This is a genomic window from Pseudoalteromonas sp. SR44-2, assembly GCF_014163745.1.
Taxonomy (GTDB): domain Bacteria; phylum Pseudomonadota; class Gammaproteobacteria; order Enterobacterales; family Alteromonadaceae; genus Pseudoalteromonas; species Pseudoalteromonas distincta.
In genome coordinates, this window is sequence record NZ_JACJDW010000016.1 from 39342 (window position 1) to 59695 (window position 20354).

The window sequence follows — 20354 nt, forward strand, 5'->3', positions numbered from 1 at the left end:
TAGTTTTTGGTTAATCTAGGTCAATTTTATACTTTTGCCTTGCCGGTAGTATCTCTTCGAACTCGCAATTTAATGCGTTTACTAATTTATATAAGGTTTCGAGTTTAATATTAACATTACCTCTTTCCATTTTTCCGTAATTACCGCGCTCTATACCGACATAGGCGGCAAAACCTTCTTGCGAGTAGCCTGCTTCTTTGCGTTTTTCTCGTAGCTTTTCACCAAAATGTTTAACTAAATCACTCACCTGGTTTTCCTCAAGGCAAAATGATTAGATTTTCATGTTGAGGGCTTAACTACCACGCCCTATAATACCCATTATTATAAGAAGTTTATTAGGATTTACTTTGAAATTTGACCCTCTCGTAGCTCAAATTATTGTTGCACCAAATTTTGATAACTTTACAACAAGCGATGTACGCTCGGCGTACTTAGCATTAAAAAGTGATTCTTCTTTGGTACCTACAGCAGTTAGGCGAAGTATATATGCCGAATTGATCAAGCTTGTTAAAAAAGGCTGGCTGAAAAAAATGGTATCAAATAAAAAAGGATTTACGCGATTCAATAAAACAGAAAGCTTTAACGTTGAGGTAATTACTCAGCTAGCTAGTGCAATACCTATTGGAACTACAGAAAAGGCAGATGATAAGCACGCGCTATTACTTAGTAAGTTAAATCATTATAAAGCCGAGCTATTATTGAATATGGGGGAATCTGAGGCATACAAAGAGCTTTATTTGGAGTCACCCGAATTAGTAGATGAACTTCAGCCACAATACAACAAAGCGAGAGACAACAATACAAGAATACTTGGCAAGATTAGAGCGATTGAAGGCTTAATGAAGCAAAACGAAGCATTAGAGAAAATATGAAACTAAGACTATGGCAAGCCGAGTGTATTAATTTAGCGCTTACACAATACCAGAGCGGCAATAGCCACTTTTTAGCCTTGGCAACTCCTGGGGCGGGTAAAACCTTAATGGCTTCGGAATTAGCTAACCAGTTATTAAAAAATAATATGGTCGATGTGATTATTTGTTTTTCACCGTCGTCTATTGTTTCTCAAGACTTTAAGGAAAGCTTACAGCTAAAAACGAATGAACGATTTGATGGGCTTATTGGCGCTAAAGGTAGAGCTTTAACCTATCAAAGCTTACAGTATTTAGATGTGCACTTTTGGCAGTTATTTGAACGATATCGTGTTTTTGTAATATTTGATGAAATTCATCATTGTGCTGGCTCTAATATTGCCAATGCAAATGCATGGGGTGAGCAGATAATACTTAACATTCAAAATAAAGCACAGTATACATTAGCCTTAACAGGCACCCCTTGGCGTTCTGACGCTGCTCCTATTGTTCTTTCATCGTATCAGCAACCTAACAATAAAATAGCGTGTGACTACGTTTACGGGCTTTCTGAGGCTATTGGAGATAATGTTTGTCGGGTTCCACAAATAGTAGCTGTTGATAATAGCCATATTACAGTTGTAGATGACGTTGAAACCAAAACATTTAACTGCTTTAAAGCGTTATTAAACTACTCTGGCGTTTCTTATCAAGAAATTATTGAAAATGAAGCGGTAATAAAATACATAATTTCTTCCGCTCAAAAAAAGCTTATCTCATTTAGATTGAAAAACCCCGATGCAGCGGGGTTGATTGTTGCATCGTCTGTTGAGCATGCCCATCAAATCTCTATGTTAATGCGAACTCACTTTGACGAGGATAGCACTGTTGTAACCTACCGAGAAAATGAACCTACAAGTATTATTCAGCAGTTTAGGTATGCACAAACTAAGTGGATTATTTCTGTTGGTATGATTAGCGAAGGTACAAATATCCCTCGTTTGCAGGTTTGCTGCCACCTTACAAACATAAAAACAGAAATGCATTATCGCCAAATATTGGGCCGTATACTGAGGGTAACAAACTCTAAAAACCAAGAAGCTATTATGTACATGCCTGCCGAACCTAAGCTTTTAGAGTACGCGTATAGAGTTAATCAAGATGTTCCATTTGAAGCTGATGTAGTTAAGTTTGAAAAGATGAAAGCTACTGCTGAAGAACCTACTGAAGATGAAGGTTTAAGTGAAATGACCTTTAATAAGAAAAATAAAAAAACCTCCAAAGCTCAGTTTGATTTTGATAACTTTGCTGACTTTTTTGATCAGCCAGTTATGAGCAATAGACCTGAAGCGACAGAGGAACATTTTTTAACCGGTGCCTATGAGCGAATTATTAATATATCAGGCCGTTTTCAACAAGAAGCGATCGCTTTAGGGTTAAGTGAATTGCGGTAAATACGCTAGAATTTACCTCAAGTAGACCTCTACAGGTAACATCAATTTCAGTTACACGAGGAAATATAACTTAATTTAAGGTGTTGCTATGTATAGCTTCTCTGAAATTCATAAAAAAATAGACTTTATAGAGATTTTAACCAATAGAAAGATCAGTGAAAGTTCAAGTCACCTAGAGCAAATTAACTTTATACATCAAGGTGTATATATCAAAAATGCTGAGCGTCTAAGGATAGAGTTAGGCTGGGATATACGAGCATTTTCTTCAGCTATTAGAACTAGCAAGAGCTCATATGTACGCTATAAAAAAGAATTAAAGCCCTTAAATACCACTTTAAGTGAAAATGCATTTGAAATTGCAAAAGTCTGCTCTTTTTGTCTTGATTACTTTGAAAATATAGAACGTTTTAATATTTGGTTAAATACCTCGTCACTCCAATTCGACTCTAAAAAACCTTTAACATTTATAGATACAATAGCTGGCCGTGAATTAATTAAAAATACCGTAAACAGGCTCAAATATGGCTATAACGCCTAAGAGTAAAGTGTCTTAGGACGTAAAGCGCACGATCAACAGACTGCCAACATGAAACCAAGTTCTATCCTTTTCTTAACTTAACAAGAAGCTATCACTTTAGAGATTAAAACGTTGATTTGAGCTTATTAATGACTCAATTTTCTCTGATAGTCGCATTTGTGCCAAAAGCGGGCATTCAGCACATAGTCATTTGTTAAGCGATTTTACTACTTTACGTACCAAGTCTGTTTCGAACCATCCCAACCATAATGCTTATTGTGGAAAGCATTCATTGAAGCGACATATTGAGATAGTATCAACGTAACATCACTTACCTGAGGGATGTCGTCTTCCTCAAGAAGGTCTAAAAAGTCGATAGAGTCTTCATCTTTGAGAACTGTTCTAACTTTATCTAATAAACGATTGGCTATTTTAATCTTGCTCTTACTAACCGCAGAGTCAGGTTTTTTCTTAGATAATTCTTTAAACTCTAAATACATAGCATTTAGCAGAGGCATCATATTATCATGGGTTTTTGCCTTGTCATTAGACGTATATAATTTATCTATACTCACTTTTTCAGTCCTTTAATTTCTTAGGTTTAATGGTACGAATTAACACCATACCCTCTTCATCTAGTTTATCTTCATCATTTCCTTGAACGCGCCAGTACCAAGCGCCACGGTTGATTACAACATTGTCTGCTCTTTGCTTTTCAAAACACTGTAAATACTGCGAAAGTATAAATACAACATCACTATTTTGTGGGATATCATCCTCATCGAAGTTGTCGAAGTCATCGAATGGCTTGTATTTTTCCGCCAAATAGTCATTACTTTGTGATATCAGCTTATTAACAAACTTGAGTTTGAACTTGTTAACCGCGTCATTTGGATTTTTCTTAGACAGCAAGGAAATTTCTTCATAGGTACTCGATAATTGCCCTGATAGCTTTTCAAATGTATCCACGTTATTTCTGTTCATTACAGTTCCTTTAAGAGGGACAAGAGCGTCTAAATTCAATGTACTTTTTCTTTAAAACTTCAATTGGCGCACGCTGTTTACTTTCGTAAACATCGACCATTAACTTCAAATCATCATCAGTAATTGCAATTATGCACTTTCTTTGTGAGGCCCATAAATCAATAGTGTTGCTAAACATTGCTTTGGGTAATGGATTTCTTGTAAGAAATATCCCAAACCTACCAATATTTGGTTGAAGATAGCGGTTAAGCTGATTTACGTGGTCCCTTTCAATTTTCTTTACATTTTTCATCTCTATTACAAGTTGACGATTCTCATATTCAGTAAATATTTCATCGAGAAAATCAATATCTCGATTATTGTAAAATATCAAATCACGAATATGACGGCCTGATTCTGTTCGGCTCTGTGTTTGTGCGAAGTCCAAATGCGGATAGAATAGAGTCGCTAATAAGTCCGCTGATAATTCCTCATATTTTATATCTGCACCGTTTTCTTTTCCTGAGTTAAGCTTTAAAAGGTCGCTTAATTTTCTTTTCGCAGATAAGACAGGAATCTGACTAAACAATGGGTCGTTTTGGCAATCTTGAGAAGTTCTTTCCTTGTATCTTATATATTCTTCGATGACACCATAATTATCTCTATTGAAGTTTAATATTTTAACTCGCTCTTCTGGCTCATTAGGGTTAAAAATTTCATCTCTAGGACAATGAGATTTAAAATAGTCCTCGAAATTAATACAGGGATTAAATCTAAGCCAACGCTTTGGTGTAAAAATCAAAGGCTCTTTAGTATTAGGGTTAACTGGAAGATATGCCTTTTGATTTAACTCAAAAGAATTTTTTTGGTAATTATATACAGAATCAAGAATGACACCCTCTGTTGGGATTCCATTAATAGCACATTGTTCAATCGTATAATCAATGAGGAAAGATTTTATATAATTACAAGCAATATCACTAATTCTGTCTTTTGATATACCACCAACATATAGTTGGATTAGCTCAAAATGGGTGAAGCCAAATTGACTATATTCAGGTATATCTTTAAATAAATTAAGAACCTCAATAGCTTGCTTTTTACCTATCCTTTGCCCCCTGCGTTTCTTTGCTACACCCAACCCAACTTCTGGACATTCAGACAAGTTAATAAGAGTTTCTATGGCCTCAGTTTCCCTGCCTTTTTTTATTAGAAAATTTAGGTGGTTAAAAGAGTTTGTTATAGCTGTATGCAAAGACTGATCTTGCATAGATGGAGACTTCCATAAGAGAAATGGGTCCACATATAGGGGAATGTCTTCATCAAATAATTGAATAGCAAAGTCTAAATCATGTTGTGATTTATGTATTCCATGATGATCAGTTATTCTTGGCCTGAATATATCCATATGCACCTTATTTCTTGAATCGTTTAACAGCTTTATCAGAGTACACTCTCCCTATTTTCACGCGAAAACGTCCTTATTTTATGAACTTATACTGATAGCAAATAGTGTAAGTTATTGCCAGCTAAAAATATTATACTTGCCGTAGCTTTTTTAACATATGGAAAAGGTAAATATTTCCTCTTATTATTACTAGGCTAACGGCGACCCTGAATAGTTGAAGTTCGACTAAGTGCCAACGGTGGCGAAGCCGCCCTGCTGCTTTTGCTTGTTATATGCATATACGCACCATTGGTATACTCACACCATGTTCAAGAGCATCTTTTGCAAAATTGTTGTTCTCAATACTAAAACCGTGTGATTTAAAATATTTAATTTGGTGATCTGAGGCGGCCGAAAGCGTAACGTTCGAAATACGATTTTTCTTACCGTAAGCAATAATATTTACTAGTAATTTGGCAAACAGACCAAGGCTACGATATTCATGAAAATGATGCTTTTTCTCATTCTCTGGTACTGGTTCATATGGGTTGCTAAATTCAACATCCGATATATGTAAGTTATTTGGATAAACTCTAGCAAGAAGCAATTGACCACAAATGTTATTTTCTAGTTCAGGATCTTGTACCTTGGCATGCACTAGCATTATGTCTTGAAGAACTTTTCTTTTCATAACCTTCTCAACTTCTTTGAAAAGAAATGGATTCCCGCTATCAAAGTGTTTGCTTAACTTGCGTGGGTTAACTTTAGCCCCTGACTCAATATAATGCATCCAAGAGTTACCACCGATTTCACATAAGCAATTCGGTTCAAGTTTGGCAATAGTGTCTACGTCTTCCATGAAGTAGTATTCGAGGGTGACTTCGGCTTCAAACTTGTCTTGTAACTCTTCGGCTGGATATATCTCTTCCATGCGCACTAAACCTCCTAGCATTTAATAATCTAACTATGCGCGAGCGCGCATATTTCTACCTGTCTCACGCTCACTTATCTACTTTGTACAGTTTTAGCAAATTACCTAAGACATTACTATCACTAAGTTTTCTATCTCCTACAAGAAAAGCTGGGGCGAACAATATGAACACATTGATCATTTAAATGAATATATAAGAAAATAGTTGCTTAAGCGTCTAATTTAGTCATCATATTTTAATCTAAAACAATGACAACAAATCGCTCTTTGACGAAGTTCGGCTCTGTGCCAGCGGACCTTCAATCGTAGCTCGTTTCTGCCCCAAAACGAGTTGGAAAAATTACTCTAAAAGCCTACTTTAAGAATGGCGACCGTTCAAACTTTTGATTTTAAAATAATCCTCTATCATTTGTTGGGGTTATAAAGTATTCGCATTAACGGATAATGTGCACGAAACTGTATCTTACTTAAACTCTGAATTACCAAAGTAATTGGACCCAGCCAACTAGCTTAATAGATCTATAAATCCTCGTTTATCGTGGCTTTATAGATTTAGTACGGTTATCAAAAAATTTAGATTATTAAAAATTAAACATTACCAAACGATCTTGCCATAATGAACAGCAATTCACGTTTGCTTAGCCTCATTTATTTCTCTTTCTAGAGTTTTAATTAAGTTTTCCACAGTCATCTCTCTTGCTTTTGTAACTCCGGTGCCAGCCCATAATGCGCTATAATCATTTGAACTAGACTTAACAGCAGCATTGTTGAGTTGTTTTGCTAAGTCATAAGCATATGGATAATCAGGAATAGATGATAGTGGGAATTCATTTCCTGTTTTAATGATCTGGTTAATAATACCACGAGCGGGACGGCCTGAAATACAACTTGTTATCGTCGTCATACCTTTCTCGCACTGTTTGATCTTTGAGTGGTAATATTTTCCTACATTTGCTTCAGGGCATAGTAAAAAAGCAGTGCCCATTTGCACAGCCATCGCACCATTATTTAAAGCATTAAAAATATCATTTCCGTTCATGATGCCGCCAGCAGCAACTACTGGAAGTGAAGTCTGTAAAATAATTTTCTTCAATAAATGTATAGTACTAAGTTTTTCATCTGTCCTCGTGAGCTCAAATACACCTCTATGACCGCCGGCTTCAATTCCTTGCGCTACAACTATATCAATACCTGCTTGTTCAATTAAATGTGCTTCTTCTAGACTAGTTGCAGTCGCTAAGGTTGTAATCCCTAAATTTTTGAGAACTTCTAAGTATTCAGGGCAAGGCAGCCCAAAATGAAAGCTTACAATTTTAGGTTTAAGTTTTATTAATATGTCTATTTGCTTTGAGTCATTAAAAGATTGATAAATCTCCTTTAACTCTTTCGGAGGTAGAGTTTTAAATGAGTTGAAAGTTGGCAAAAATTGATTTATCCACTTTCTTTCTAATTCAATATTTTTTCTGGGGGTTTGATGACAAAACACATTAACATTAAAAGGCTTGTCTGTTAGTTTCATTGTATCAGAAATTGCTTTTTCAGCATCTTCATTAGACATTGCACCAATCCCAATAGAGCCAACTCCTCCAGCGTTAGTGACTTTAGCAGCCAATGATGGTGTTGATACACCAGCCATTGGAGCTTGAATTATAGGTAATTTAACACCTAACAAGGAAAGTAAAGATTTACATGGCATGTTAGAACCTCTATTTACAAAGTGAAGAATATATTATATTCTCATTTCGAGAATGTAATCAACTAAATACTATCAAAATGAGAATTAAATGAATAGTGGATCTCTTCGCATTTTTTGTACCGTAGCCGATTATGAAAGTGTAACCCAAGCTGCAATCCAGTTAAGGAGGGCACCTTCCAATGTAACAACAAAAATAAAGCAGCTTGAATCAGATTTAGGTGTCGAGCTTTTTATAAGGACTGGAAAAAAAATGAAACTTGCGTCATCAGGACGTAAATTTTACGAATATGCCCAGCAACTATTAGCTTTGGAAAATGAGGCAAGGCAAGCCATTATGGGTGAAAGTATAGGAGGGCAATTAATTATAGGGAGCATGGAAAGTACAGCAGCGAGCAGGCTGCCAAGCGTACTCTCTGAATATAATATCGCCTATCCCACCACAAATATTTCTCTAACTACAGGAACATCTATGCAGTTACTTGAGAAAGTCTCGAATGGTGAATTGGATTGTGCATTTTTAGCTTTACCTGATGTATTTGATAATGATAAAGCTTTAGTTGAGCTTGGTATAAATACACAAGAAGTTTGGTCAGAAGAACTATTGCTGTTAGTACCAATTTCCGAGAAGAAAACGAGTAACTTTAAAGATATTAAAGTTAGGAACCTTGTTTCATTCCATAAAGGTTGTACTTATCGTGAAATAGCTGAAAACATTTTAAATGTTAACTCCTCAATTGATTGGAAGATTCACGAAATGTCTTCATATCATGCGATGGCTGCTTACGTTGCTTCCGGAATGTCTGTCACTGTATTACCTAAAAGTGTGCTTGATTTAATGGATTTACCAGCATCAATATCATACTTAAGAATTAAAGAATCTAAAACCTTGATAATTTGGCGGAAAGAATTTGATGTGCCAGCTTTCAAGAACTTTCTTAAATTACTAACCAAACGATAATATGCCATATTTTATCTTTAAAAATAACTCTAGTTATGAAGAGCTATTTTCCGCCATTATCGCTGGAAGTGTGCTTTTTATAGGAATGGGAATCGGAAGATTTGCCTATACAGCAATATACCCCTATATGCTTATTGATGGAATATTAACCGTCAAACAGGGCAGCATAGCAGCTTCAATAAATTACACTGGTTATTTACTCGGAGCTTTGTTGTGTGGTGTTCTAAGCAAAAAAAAATCACAACAAATATGTGTTATTTCCATACTTGGAACGACTGCTTGTTTGTTTTTATTGTCAGCCGTAGAAAATGTTTATCTGATATATAACATTAGGTTTTTTGCTGGGGTATTCAGCGCTCTTTCGATGGTGTACTCTGCATTGTGGTTATTTAGTGTGTTATCTCACTCTAGAAAGGTACCTGTTTTATACTCCGGCGTTGGTATTGGAATTTTTTTCTCATCTGAGATATTAGCTCTAATTATTAACTATGACTTCGATAGCCAAAGCATGTGGTTTTCACTTGGATGTGTCACTTTTCTCATTGGCGCTTTCTGTGTCCTTGGTTTGAAAAGGACTTCAATAAAGTCAAGCTTACCTACAAATATTGATCATACACAGAGCCATAATAATGTTGATGTATTTAAAGTTAACTCATTAATTTTAATTTATGGACTTTCAGGGTTCGGGTACATCATCACAGCAACCTATTTACCAGCTATTTTAAAATTCAACTTTCCTAATTTTAACACTGTTCAGTTATGGGCTGTTTTTGGTTTGGGGGCTGTACCCTCTTGTTATTTTTGGCACCTAATACAAGACCGATTTGGGCATAATTTATCGCTAACATTAAACTTGTTTGTTCAAGCAATAGGCGTACTTCTACCTGTATTCTCTCAAAATATACCTATTTATATTCTTAGTGCTTTTATAGTAGGTGGAAGCTTCATGGGTACTGTAACAATTGCTATGTCAGCAGCTTACCATACAGGGAATCGTATAAAGAAAAATCTGGTTGTACATATGACATTTGCTCATGGTGTTGGCCAAATCATAGGGCCTATTATTGCGAATTACCTCTACAATGTGAATCATAGTTTATCAATATCTCTCTATGTTGCTACATTTTCTCTTTTGTTTGCTGCAATGTTGTGCAAACAAAGTAAAAAACCAACCTCTTATAATTAAGGAAAAAAATGCCATTATTGAAATTTGATTTGATTAAAGGAAGAACAAAAGATGAAGTTAAAACTTTACTTGACTCTGCGCATAGAGCTATGGCTGAAGCTTTTAATGTCCCAACCACTGACAGATATCAAAGCGTTACACAACACTCTGAAGAAGAGCTAATACTTGAAGATACTGGGTTAAATTACAATAGAACTAAAGATGTTGTTTTACTCACTGTGGTATCACGTCAAAGAACACAAATACAGAAAGTGAAATTTTACGAATTATTAGCTAAAAACTTAAAAAATGACTGTAACTTAAACTCGGAAGATCTGATTGTATCAATTATTGAAAATGGAGATAGTGACTGGTCATTTGGTAAAGGCCAAGCTCAGTTCATTACAAAAGAACTTTGAGTTATAAATAAATTCAATCCAACCAGCTATAATAGTCACCCTCATGGGCTAATATCATTTGGCTACTAAGGGGTGACTAAATAAATTCATAATAAAGGGACTTGAAGACACCGAAATCACTTATTTAAAAAGTACCTTAGCTTTATATCAAGTAAATAAATTAGTAAGTGGGTACCAAGTCGCTGTTTGAGGCGTTGATGGTGTATAATTTTTATGCGAAATTCACCTGGTATAGGCGACGACTTAAAAACATTTTTGTCCAAAAATGAGTTTGTTCAACCGTCTGCTTCTCGCTCTAAGCAGACTAACCGTCTTTATACCAAAAGAGATTTTGATGACTAAAGCTCAGAAGGCTGAAATATAAATACTCTCTTTCGGAGTTTTTCAAGTTAGTTGTTGCATAAGCTGTACTAGCTCTTTACTTATACTCAATTTTGTTAATAAACCACTCTTTTATCCCTACTGGCGTTTTAACTTGAAAATCATCATCAACTTCCTTTTTTAGCATCGCTCTGGCCATAGGAGAGTCAATAGAAATGTAATCGTTACGACCATAGATCTCATCAGGGCCAACTATGCGAAAAGCTTTTGTTTCACCATTATCATTTTCAACCTCTACCCATGCCCCAAAGAAAACCTTGCCGACTTGTTGAGGAGAGTAGTCAATAACTTTGACTGCTTCGATGCGCTTTCTAAGGAACCTAATTCGAGAATCTATCTGTCTAAGTAATCTTTTATTTTCTTTATAATCGGCATTATCTGAACGATCGCCAAGGCTAGCAGCCCAAGCTACTTTTTTTGTTATTTCAGGTCTGTAGTCGCGCCAAAGGTAATTAAGCTCTTTATTTAGCTTGTCTAATCCTTCACGCGTTATTAGATTGGTATACAATTAGTTTGCCCCATCCCAATATTACAAATACTGCAATGCTTTTTTAACAGCATCTAAAGTTGCAACCGGGAGAAAGTTATCTTTATCATTACTTGATAATATACTACCGTTTGGCCCCACTTCCAAACCTGCTCGGCGCATAAACTCTTTAGATATGAGGTATTCAAGATCTTCTACTTCTAAGTCAGTCTATTTTGAGTTTGGTGACGAAGACTACCCACCTTCATAAAATTCTATGACTGGACCAATCGGTACTATATCTCCTTTGCTAGTTTTTCAGCTGCTAATGCTTGAGAGTAGAAAATGTTATCTTGAAGCCTAACTATAGGGTCTTTTAATTTTTCTATCCAAATGAAGCTTTCCTTTATTGAAACTACAAAGATTATAATAACCAGACAGCAAATTAAATTTTAGCGTGTGTTATAGATATTACGGCTATAAAAAATCTAAAGCTTTTTTTATAGCGTCAAGGGTAGCCGCTTTAAAAACAGCATGCTTATTTTCATCAATAAGCTCCCCATAATCCGTTGGCGTTAATTTCCATTTGCTTTGAAAGCTATTTGATAATAAATATTCTAATGCTCTGCGCTCTTGATTCGATAGTTTATGCTCAGAACCAAGCCCAGTAGACTTGTAGTCATAAATATCAATTTGAAGGTTTGGTGGAATAATTTCTTGTAGCTTTTTTCGAGTCGCAATTAGCTCGGAAGCTTGAATTTTTGCTAGTAATCGATGCTTTGGATTGTTTATTTCATCTATCCAGTCTAACCCTTGATGCTTTTGCTTACCAAGATCTTTTACTGGGCTGTTCTCTGCAAATGATGCAATAAGTGCTCTATACTTTTCACCCGATTTATTACGAATACTTTGTGCTTTTGGAACCCCTCGTTGAGTGCCTAACTTTGATATTGTAGAAATAGAATAGTCATCAACACCTCTTTTTCTTTGCTCCATACAAACCCTATAGATTGCTTCGAGGGTTTCACTAATCTTAGTAGAGCAACCTTTTTGTAATTCAGTTAGTAGATCTTCAGGTGACATACTCATAACTCACTATTAATTAACGTATTATTTTTATTAATAAATTCGATTTCAGACTTTGAAATCTGTTCATCACCAAGAAGGTCGGAGAGCTTAATATCACAATTAATTACACGACTAACTTTTGACCATGTTTTTAAACGAGACTTTAAAAGGCGCGCTAATTGATTTCCAGCGTGCAATTGTTGCTCTTCTGTGAGTAAGAATAAGCCGGGAGATATTTCATTGAATACAGCCATTTTATCCAACTGTTGAGATCTTGGAATTATGGCATGCGATGCATTGGCCGACTCATAAATCGTTGCATTCTCACAAACCTCTTGAAGTTGCTCAAATGAAGATGTCTCTTCTAAAGATATTTCTATTTCTGAATCACTCATTTTAACGAGGGACAAGCTGTCTTTTTGATTAGCTATTGATTGTGTCATTTTAATTAGCTTGTAGGACGACTGTAAGTCACATAAGAGCATATCCATTTTTTTTGCTGCACTTTCATATTCTGACTCAGTTTTTCTTATTTTTAACTCAAGAATTTTACGCTCTGATAAGTCAATTTTTTCATTTTTTAAATTAGCTACGTATTCTCGGCGATCTAATTCGTCTAAACTTTTCTCAAGCATAGTAATTTTACTTTGTAACTTTGTGCATTGAGATGACTGGGTGTTAGAGTGAAATAATATTTCGTTAGTGATGGATAGCAACCCACCAATAAATGCGGGGCCTGTAATAAAATGACGACAGCGAAGACAATTTTGCGTCCCTAGATAACCAGATGGAGCCGGTACACGTAATGATGTACCACTACCATTAAGTTCTCCGCCATCTTCACAGCGAGTTGCGGCATATGGGCAGATACCATAATCCCTGAAAATGAAGTTCCCTGCTGGAATAGAGTTTGTTAATGAATTTAGTAACTCTTCATTATTTGATACCAATTCATTTTTTACTTTCTCTATTTTATTTTGTTCAATTAAACTCTGAGTAGCGTCAACCCTCGTTTTTAATGCTTCTTTCTCGCCCTGCTCTAATCGCTTTCTAATATCGCCTTGCGTAATTTTGCAGTAATAAATAGACATTACAATTGATGAGTGCCCCACAACTTTCATAACTATTTCAATAGGCATCCCCATTTCCATTATATAAGCCGTTATAAGGCTCACACGCATTGAGTGAGGGGTATACTTAGACTTATACTGATTTAACGTTGCTTCCTTCCCTGATAGCGTTGCAAGCTCTAAATTTGATGGTTGAACATTATAAAGTGCGGCAGCTAACCTTGGTGTTAGGGAATTACCAACACTTTGTGGCTCAATATCCTGATACGCCCTAAATAAAAAACAATTTATTCCTTTAGCCTTAAGTTGCAACTCATTTAAATTTGTTCTTTTACAACTAGACCAGTTCGTAGGGTTATCTATAGGATTATATTTTTGCTGCCACTTACGAAGTTTTACTAACCAATAAATAAGGTCTTCAGGTATCCAAGGTATTGAATAACCTTGACCATTATTACTTGTTTTGTTTGTAGTGATAAACATCCCTGCGTTTTCGTCAGGCATTCTTTTAATAAACGCTTGGTTTTTTGTTAACCCCGAAAAAATAGATTTATTTTTTTCCCAAATTATTTTTCCATTTTGATCAACATTAGCTATTACATCATCTGCTTCACCTGAATCATTATATGCAATCTGACGACCCCGCAATGGAACTTTTGTTAAAGTGAACGTATGCAACCAATTTATTGGAGACCACATATAAAGCTGATCTCCAATCTTTTTTATCACGCAATCAGGGTCACTTCGATCTACTTCCTTCGATGATACTTTCAGCCAATCAGCATCAAATTTTTGCAAATGCTTTAGGTCTTTAAAAGTTTTTGCATTAGCTGGAATTATCCACTCTTGGGCCTTTTTAACAAAGTAATACTGCAAGCAAGGTTTAGTTGACTCAGCGCGTTGCGGAGACATCACACTTGCTGAATTTGATAGCAGCGATAAAGGATTTCTAGCATCCATTACACGAATGATCTCTCCAGTCTCCTCATCTTCACTAGTTAGATCGTTGGTAATTACAAAGTCTAAAAATTCATTCACTGCAATTATCAAGTTACGCCGCATATTATCGGTATTCAACTTTTCTAATTCTTGCTTTAAGGGTCTAATATTAACCTTTTGCTTTGTAAGAAATGCTTCTGGAGTTAAGCTTTTATCGTGTTTTTCTATATAAATTCGAACGAATCGACAAAGCAAAGAGTTTTTAGAACCTCCGCCTAATGCTTGGGTCATAAATTCTTCTATTTTTACAGCCCAAGCTATATATGGTTTTGCAATAAATTTTAAATTGTAAGGCTCTTTTTTACCTAAAAATTTAAACCAATTTTCCCATTCACTTTCCCATACCCCCTGTGGGTCATTTGGTATTTGAGGGTCATCTTGCTTTTTAACAAATGCCCTGTATTCCTTTTGTGATTTGAGAGCTAATGGCTTAATAATACTCTTTAACTTTTTATAGGAATAAAAATCAGGGACATCAAATGTATCTTTATAGCTCACCCACTCATCCTTAAAAACCCTCTCTGGATGTGCAATTAGGCCTGGTATGCTTTTGTAATTTTCTAAATGTAATCTTGAGTTAGTAATACCGTTTTTTTTGCATATTGCTTTGTATTCACCCAATGTTTTTATTGATACAGGTATATTTAATGGAAGGCTCGAGTCACCTTTAAGTTTGCTCATTTAATCTCTCTCATCTTACTACGAATATCTTCTGAGGTTGGTTGTATATATACCAAGCAGGATAGAGAGCTCTTATGATGCATTGCTTTTTGAATTTCAACTTGGCTTAAACCAAGTTGTCGTGCGCGATAACCATATGCATGCCTGTGTCCATGCTCTGTAGTTCCAAGCTCTTTTTGAACTTCCAACCCAATTTTTTTTACTGCTCTTTTATGAATTCGCTGAAAGTTTTTTATCGTTTCAGGCGCTCCTGTGGAGTTGGTAAATGCAAATGGGTGAGTGTCTGTTTTTGCCGGCTCTACCCGTTGATATTTAAGATAGTTAACCCAAGATATTAAAAATTCTTTTGCTTTTTCAGGCGGGTTAAATATCACTTCAAAATAGCCGTCTTTATTTGTGAGTAAAGGTGACTTCCAACCCGCATATAGTCTTTCTGATAATCGGTATGTATTTCTTGGTTTATAGAAAGTGCTTTCGAGTAAGTATTCTCGCCTATTTGCAAAACTACTGTCAGGTGAGCGGCCTATTTCTGGATGATAGACCCTAACTAATGCTTCATCTCGATATATTGGGTGTAAAGTTATATCTGAAACATAAAGGTGAAATAGCTCACTTTTACGTAATCCACCATAATTTAATAACATGGTCATAGCTTGAGATTTATAGTCTGGTGTTGAGCCTTTTACCATTCCAATATAAAGAAGCTTTTCAAAGTGCTCATCGGGGAATTTCATCGCTTTTTCATTATTTATTTTAGGCTCTAATAACCGATCAATGAATCTTACTCTCTTCGCATTAAAGGCAGCGTCATTTTGATTAGATAAATGATTTAGGAACACATTTGCGTGCTTATGATAATATGCACACCAATTTAATCTCTCTTCATAACTGGTTGCTTTTCTGAAGGGGTTTATCCTTGATGAGTCAAACCCTTCCTGTAAAGCTAAAAAATCAGAGTAATGCGTTATATGAAATAATATATTATTTGCATCTCTAGGCTTTCTTGCCTTCCAATACAATCCAAGTTCGTCATCCATTTTATCGTAATCGATTGTTCCTACTAATAGTGCTTTAGTAAAACCTTTTAATAATAAAGTTGAGTTTTCAAAGTTTGGTACGACATCAATATATGTGAGTAGGAGCTTTAAAGAAAATATAGAGCGCTCTTTCCATGACTCACTTTTAGAGCTGTACCAAGCAAGATATCTTATATGTGATATCACGACACCTTTCTCTGTATAAAGAGCTGGTAACTCACAAATACTACCAGCCTCTTTATCATGATACTTTACGTTTATTTTTTGGATGTATGCCATACTTTTTATTATATAGTATATTTACTTTTCCTTAATACTAACTCTTTTCTATCATCTAACAAGTATTAAAGTAGTGATTTTAGTATATATTTGGGTGGGGTTATAATATCAGTATAATAAGCGTTTACTGCGCCAAATTGACCGCCGGGTACGCTACTTACGCAAGCGCATACCTGATTTAAAAATTATTGACTACTCTCCCGTGCAAGATGGAAAAGTATTTTTTGGTGCATGGGTTGAAATTGAAAACGAAGAAGGTGAAGTTAAAAAGTTCAGAATTGTAGGTCCTGATGAAATTTACGACCGTAAAGATTACATATCAATAGACTCACCTATGGCGCGTGCGTTGATTAAAAAACAAGTGGACGACGAATTTGAAGTGACCACTCCTCAGGGAAAAAAGCAGTGGTATGTAAACAGTATCTATTACCAAAAAAAGAAATAAAAAGTTTTGATTCAGATCATGTTAACTTTTGATTGTGTAAATTAAAGCAATAAGCTATAACTGAATTATTCAAGTTGATTTGTTTAATTTGAAAGCAGTTAATTAAGGTCGTGATTATGTCAAACATAGTACAGCGCATATTTAGTAATGCCGTATTGTTTGCACTTTTAATGAGTGTAAGTTTGACCCTGCATGCCAGCAACACTGACGTAAACCTTGATAACGCTAAACTATCTAATCACTTTATTACTTGTGATATTCCTGACCAAGCAAACCTCGATTTTGACGTGGACTCTCACGTTAACACTATTACCTATAGGTCGCCTCAACCACTTCCTAATGTCGTAGATTCTTTTTATAAGAGCACTAATCTAAACAGACCTTTTAGCACTGCATACCAACGCGGACCACCTAGCTATTTAATTTAATTCATTAATTTTACAACTTAATTAAATTTTATAACTACTAAGGTGACTACTATGTCTAACTTTAAAGAATTACGTACCCAAAATATTTCTCATGGCGTTATTGCTAGCACATTTGCAGATGATCAACCATTAATCGATTTATCTTCTCCAGCGCTAAAAATGGTGAATAACTTTACTCAAAAAACACCTATTCGTGCAGAGCATGGAACAACGATTACAGATGCGCTTAAACAAGTAAGTGCACAACAATCTGACTTTGTTTTAGTAACAGACGAACACCAAAAATTAATTGGCCTAGTTTCTAGCGCCGATTTACAAAGCTCTAAAATTACTATTATTGCAGAGCGCTTAAATATGCAACGAAGCGAAGTAAGCTTACGTGACATTATGACACCAGTTAGCCGCCTTACAGGTGTAAGTATGCAAAGCTTAAGCTACGCATGCATTGGTGATGCGCTGCAAACGATGGAGCATCAGGGCACAATGTTTTTATTAGTTACAACAGCGAGTAACGAAATTTGTGGTTTAATTTCAGCTCGCCAAATAGCTAAAACATTACATATTCCTGTACATATCTCACCTATTGCTCACTCTTTCAGTGAGGTATTAGAAAACATTGAGCACCCTCACTAGGGCGCTCTTTTAGTTGAATTGATTTGCTCCCGACCCAACCATCTTAAAGCAAGTAAAATAGCTTGCTTTAAGAGCTTTTCATTACTACCTCCTGTGATATTATTCAAGCAATTAACAGCGCCAGTAACACGCTTCTGGTCTTATTTTATTGTATAAAAAGGTTTTTGCATGAGCGATATCTCTGCACGTTTAGCCGGTGAGTTAAACGCACAGCAGCAACAGGTTGTTGCTGCAACAAAGTTACTTGATGAAGGCGCAACTGTTCCTTTTATTGCCCGCTACAGAAAAGAAGTTACAGGCGGCCTAGACGACACCCAATTACGCCTTTTAGAGCAGCGTTTATCGTATTTACGTGAACTAGAAGAGCGCCGTAGTTTTATTTTATCGACAATCGAATCGCAAAATAAACTAACGCCAGAGCTAAGTGCCGATATAACTAATGCACAAAGTAAAACAGAACTTGAAGATTTATACCTACCATATAAAGCTAAGCGCCGCACTAAAGGCCAAATAGCAATTGAAGCTGGTTTAGAGCCTCTTGCAGATGCACTATTTAAAGATGCTAACCTTGACCCAGAGCAACAAGCAGAGCAGTTTGTAAGTGCTGAAAAAGGTTTTGCAGATACAAAAGCGGTACTTGAAGGCGCTAAATTCATCTTAATGGAACGCTTTGCTGAAGACGCAAAATTACTTGCTAAATTTAGAAGCCACATTAGCCAAAATGGCGCAATTGAAAGTACTGTGATTAAAGGCCAAGAGCAAGCCGGTGCAAAATACCGTGATTACTTTGAGCATCAAGAACTTCTTAAAAAAGTACCTTCTCACCGTGCGCTTGCAATGCTTAGAGCCCGAAATGAAGGTGTACTTCAGTTAAATATAAACCCAGAGCCTAGTGCTGAAAATTCAGCACAATTATGTGCAAACATGATTGCTGAGCATTACCGTTTAGATATTAAATATAAAGCGGCAAGTCCTTGGTTATTAAACGTTGTTCAATGGGCGTGGAAAGTTAAGCTAGGGTTACACCTAGAGAATGAGTTTTTTGCAGCAATGCGCGAAAAAGCAGAAGCCGGTGCAATCGATGTATTTGCTAAAAACTTAAAAGATTTATTAATGGCTGCACCTGCAGGCCCTCGTACTACTTTAGGTCTTGATCCAGGCCTTCGTACTGGCTGTAAGATTGCCGTTGTTGATAGCACAGGTAAATTACTAGCTACACAAACTATTTTCCCTCATGCACCACAAAATCATTGGGATAAATCAGTGCGTACGTTAGAGCAACTTTGCCGTCAGCATAAAGTTGAGCTAATTGCGATTGGTAACGGTACTGCATCACGCGAATCAGATAAGTTGGTTGCTGAGCTTATCAAAGCAAACAGCGAACTTAAACTTAGTAAAATTATGGTTAGCGAAGCAGGTGCATCGGTTTACTCAGCTTCTGAATTTGCAGCTAATGAATTTCCAGATTTAGATGTTTCTATACGAGGGGCTGTCTCTATTGCACGCCGCCTTCAAGATCCTCTTGCTGAACTTGTTAAAATTGAGCCAAAATCAATTGGTGTTGGCCAATACCAACATGATGTATCGCAAAGCCAATTAGGCCAGAGCCTTATTTCAGTAGTTGAAGACTGTGTAAACTCAGTAGGCGTAGATTTAAATATGGCCTCGGTACCACTACTTACACGCGTATCTGGTTTAAACAAAACATTAGCGCAAAATATCGTTAATTATCGCGATGCTAACGGCACATTTACTAAACGTAGTGAGCTTAAAAAGGTTGAACGTTTAGGGCCAAAAGCATTTGAACAAGCGGCTGGTTTTTTACGTATTAACAATGGTAGCGATCCACTAGATAACTCATCAGTTCACCCTGAAGCTTATCCTGTTGTTAAACGCATTTGTGAACGCAATAGCGTAGATGTCAGTAACCTAATTGGTAACAGCGACTTTTTAACTAAACTTGCTGCTAACGATTACACTGACGAAAAGTTTGGCTTACCAACCGTTACCGACATTATTACTGAGCTTGATAAACCTGGTCGAGATCCTCGACCTGAATTTAAAACAGCTGAGTTTAAAGCCGGTGTTGAAAAAATTAGTGACCTAAAACCAGGTATGATTTTAGAAGGCGTGGTTTCAAACGTTGCTAATTTTGGTGCGTTTGTTGATGTAGGTGTTCACCAAGATGGTTTAGTGCATATTTCAGCAATCACGAATAAATTTATATCAGATCCGCGTGAAGTTGTTAAAGCTGGTGATATTGTAAAGGTTAAAGTTGTTGAAGTAGACGCTGCACGTAAACGCATAAGCTTTACTATGCGCTTAGATGACGATATTGACACAAGTAATAAGTCAGCAGCTCCAGCTACGCAAAAGCCACAAGCACGTGCTAATAATTCGCAACCTCGCGCTGCAAAGCCTAAACGTGACAACGGTAATGCGTTAATGGGTAATGCATTTGCCGATGCGTTCGCTAATGCTAAAGTGAAAAAATAATACTTGTACAGCTAAGCTAAAACGAAAAAAACC

Annotated in this window: 20 protein-coding genes and 1 pseudogene; 11 read left to right on the forward strand and 10 right to left on the reverse strand. The window is 36.1% G+C overall.

Annotated features, from left to right (window positions below; genetic code table 11):
• Positions 1–10: 10 nt before the first annotated feature.
• The gene (locus H5115_RS11375; protein WP_004588153.1) at positions 11–247 is read right to left on the reverse strand and encodes a helix-turn-helix domain-containing protein; all 237 of its coding nucleotides are present in this window, start codon (positions 245–247) and stop codon (positions 11–13) included.
• Positions 248–347: 100 nt separating this feature from the next.
• Between H5115_RS11375 and H5115_RS11380 the strand changes: the two genes are divergently transcribed.
• The 3 genes from H5115_RS11380 to H5115_RS11390 all read left to right on the forward strand — a co-directional run bounded on the left by H5115_RS11380 (position 348) and on the right by H5115_RS11390 (position 2840).
• Positions 348–872, forward strand: a complete 525-nt coding sequence (locus H5115_RS11380; protein ID WP_039490532.1) for a hypothetical protein — start codon at positions 348–350, stop codon at positions 870–872.
• A complete protein-coding gene (locus tag H5115_RS11385) occupies positions 869–2302 on the forward strand; it encodes a DEAD/DEAH box helicase (RefSeq protein ID WP_182755362.1) in 1434 nt (477 codons plus the stop codon). Before H5115_RS11380 ends, H5115_RS11385 begins: the two co-directional genes overlap by 4 nt.
• Before the next feature lie 88 nt (positions 2303–2390).
• The gene (locus H5115_RS11390; protein WP_182196133.1) at positions 2391–2840 is read left to right on the forward strand and encodes an antitoxin Xre/MbcA/ParS toxin-binding domain-containing protein; all 450 of its coding nucleotides are present in this window, start codon (positions 2391–2393) and stop codon (positions 2838–2840) included.
• A 206-nt stretch (positions 2841–3046) separates the two neighbouring features.
• Here the strand turns inward: H5115_RS11390 and H5115_RS11395 are convergent, their stop codons facing one another.
• The 5 genes from H5115_RS11395 to H5115_RS11415 all read right to left on the reverse strand — a co-directional run bounded on the left by H5115_RS11395 (position 3047) and on the right by H5115_RS11415 (position 7796).
• A complete protein-coding gene (locus tag H5115_RS11395) occupies positions 3047–3394 on the reverse strand; it encodes a hypothetical protein (protein ID WP_206016195.1) in 348 nt (115 codons plus the stop codon).
• A 4-nt stretch (positions 3395–3398) separates the two neighbouring features.
• Positions 3399–3803, reverse strand: a complete 405-nt coding sequence (locus tag H5115_RS11400) for a hypothetical protein (RefSeq protein WP_154904071.1) — start codon at positions 3801–3803, stop codon at positions 3399–3401.
• Positions 3804–3813: 10 nt separating this feature from the next.
• A complete protein-coding gene (locus H5115_RS11405) occupies positions 3814–5190 on the reverse strand; it encodes a hypothetical protein (RefSeq protein WP_154904072.1) in 1377 nt (458 codons plus the stop codon).
• Positions 5191–5458: 268 nt separating this feature from the next.
• Positions 5459–6100, reverse strand: coding sequence for a hypothetical protein (locus H5115_RS11410; RefSeq protein ID WP_154904073.1), 642 nt, complete (start codon positions 6098–6100; stop codon positions 5459–5461).
• 628 nt (positions 6101–6728) lie between these two features.
• Entirely contained in the window at positions 6729–7796 is a 1068-nt protein-coding gene (locus H5115_RS11415) for a nitronate monooxygenase family protein (protein ID WP_024604645.1), read from the reverse strand.
• Positions 7797–7884: 88 nt separating this feature from the next.
• Here H5115_RS11415 and H5115_RS11420 point away from each other — a divergent pair, with 88 nt between their 5' ends.
• From H5115_RS11420 to H5115_RS20220, 4 genes are all read left to right on the forward strand, one after another.
• The gene (locus H5115_RS11420; RefSeq protein WP_024604644.1) at positions 7885–8754 is read left to right on the forward strand and encodes a LysR family transcriptional regulator; all 870 of its coding nucleotides are present in this window, start codon (positions 7885–7887) and stop codon (positions 8752–8754) included.
• 1 nt (position 8755) lies between these two features.
• The gene (locus H5115_RS11425; protein WP_182755364.1) at positions 8756–9940 is read left to right on the forward strand and encodes a YbfB/YjiJ family MFS transporter; all 1185 of its coding nucleotides are present in this window, start codon (positions 8756–8758) and stop codon (positions 9938–9940) included.
• 8 nt (positions 9941–9948) lie between these two features.
• Positions 9949–10338, forward strand: a complete 390-nt coding sequence (locus H5115_RS11430) for a tautomerase family protein (RefSeq protein ID WP_182755366.1) — start codon at positions 9949–9951, stop codon at positions 10336–10338.
• Between the two features lie 213 nt (positions 10339–10551).
• The gene (locus tag H5115_RS20220; protein ID WP_259396385.1) at positions 10552–10680 is read left to right on the forward strand and encodes a hypothetical protein; all 129 of its coding nucleotides are present in this window, start codon (positions 10552–10554) and stop codon (positions 10678–10680) included.
• Between the two features lie 76 nt (positions 10681–10756).
• On the opposite strand, the gene greB is transcribed toward H5115_RS20220, so the two are convergent.
• The 4 genes from greB to gmtY all read right to left on the reverse strand — a co-directional run bounded on the left by greB (position 10757) and on the right by gmtY (position 16319).
• Positions 10757–11227: a transcription elongation factor GreB gene (gene greB / locus H5115_RS11435; protein ID WP_039489102.1), complete on the reverse strand. Its 471-nt coding sequence runs from the start codon at positions 11225–11227 to the stop codon at positions 10757–10759.
• A gap of 435 nt (positions 11228–11662) precedes the next feature.
• On the reverse strand, positions 11663–12274 hold the full coding sequence (gene gmtX, locus H5115_RS11440; RefSeq protein WP_290294884.1) for a gamma-mobile-trio protein GmtX: 612 nt from the start codon (positions 12272–12274) through the stop codon (positions 11663–11665).
• Positions 12271–15003: a VPA1269 family protein gene (locus tag H5115_RS11445; protein ID WP_039489104.1), complete on the reverse strand. Its 2733-nt coding sequence runs from the start codon at positions 15001–15003 to the stop codon at positions 12271–12273. The genes gmtX and H5115_RS11445 overlap by 4 nt, the downstream gene beginning before the upstream one ends.
• Positions 15000–16319: a gamma-mobile-trio recombinase GmtY gene (gene gmtY / locus H5115_RS11450; RefSeq protein WP_039489106.1), complete on the reverse strand. Its 1320-nt coding sequence runs from the start codon at positions 16317–16319 to the stop codon at positions 15000–15002. Before gmtY ends, H5115_RS11445 begins: the two co-directional genes overlap by 4 nt.
• A 106-nt stretch (positions 16320–16425) precedes the next feature.
• On the opposite strand from gmtY, the pseudogene H5115_RS11455 reads away from it, so the two are divergent.
• From H5115_RS11455 to H5115_RS11470, 4 genes and pseudogenes are all read left to right on the forward strand, one after another.
• A pseudogene (locus tag H5115_RS11455) lies at positions 16426–16764 on the forward strand (GreA/GreB family elongation factor); the annotation flags it as partial.
• Positions 16765–16880: 116 nt separating this feature from the next.
• Complete coding sequence (locus H5115_RS11460) at positions 16881–17192, forward strand: hypothetical protein (RefSeq protein ID WP_024595748.1); 312 nt, start codon at positions 16881–16883, stop codon at positions 17190–17192.
• A 51-nt stretch (positions 17193–17243) separates the two neighbouring features.
• A complete protein-coding gene (locus H5115_RS11465) occupies positions 17244–17825 on the forward strand; it encodes a CBS domain-containing protein (protein ID WP_024595749.1) in 582 nt (193 codons plus the stop codon).
• 168 nt (positions 17826–17993) lie between these two features.
• Positions 17994–20321 (forward strand): Tex family protein, encoded by a 2328-nt coding sequence (locus tag H5115_RS11470; RefSeq protein ID WP_154904138.1) that lies wholly within the window; start codon positions 17994–17996, stop codon positions 20319–20321.
• Positions 20322–20354 lie beyond the last annotated feature (33 nt).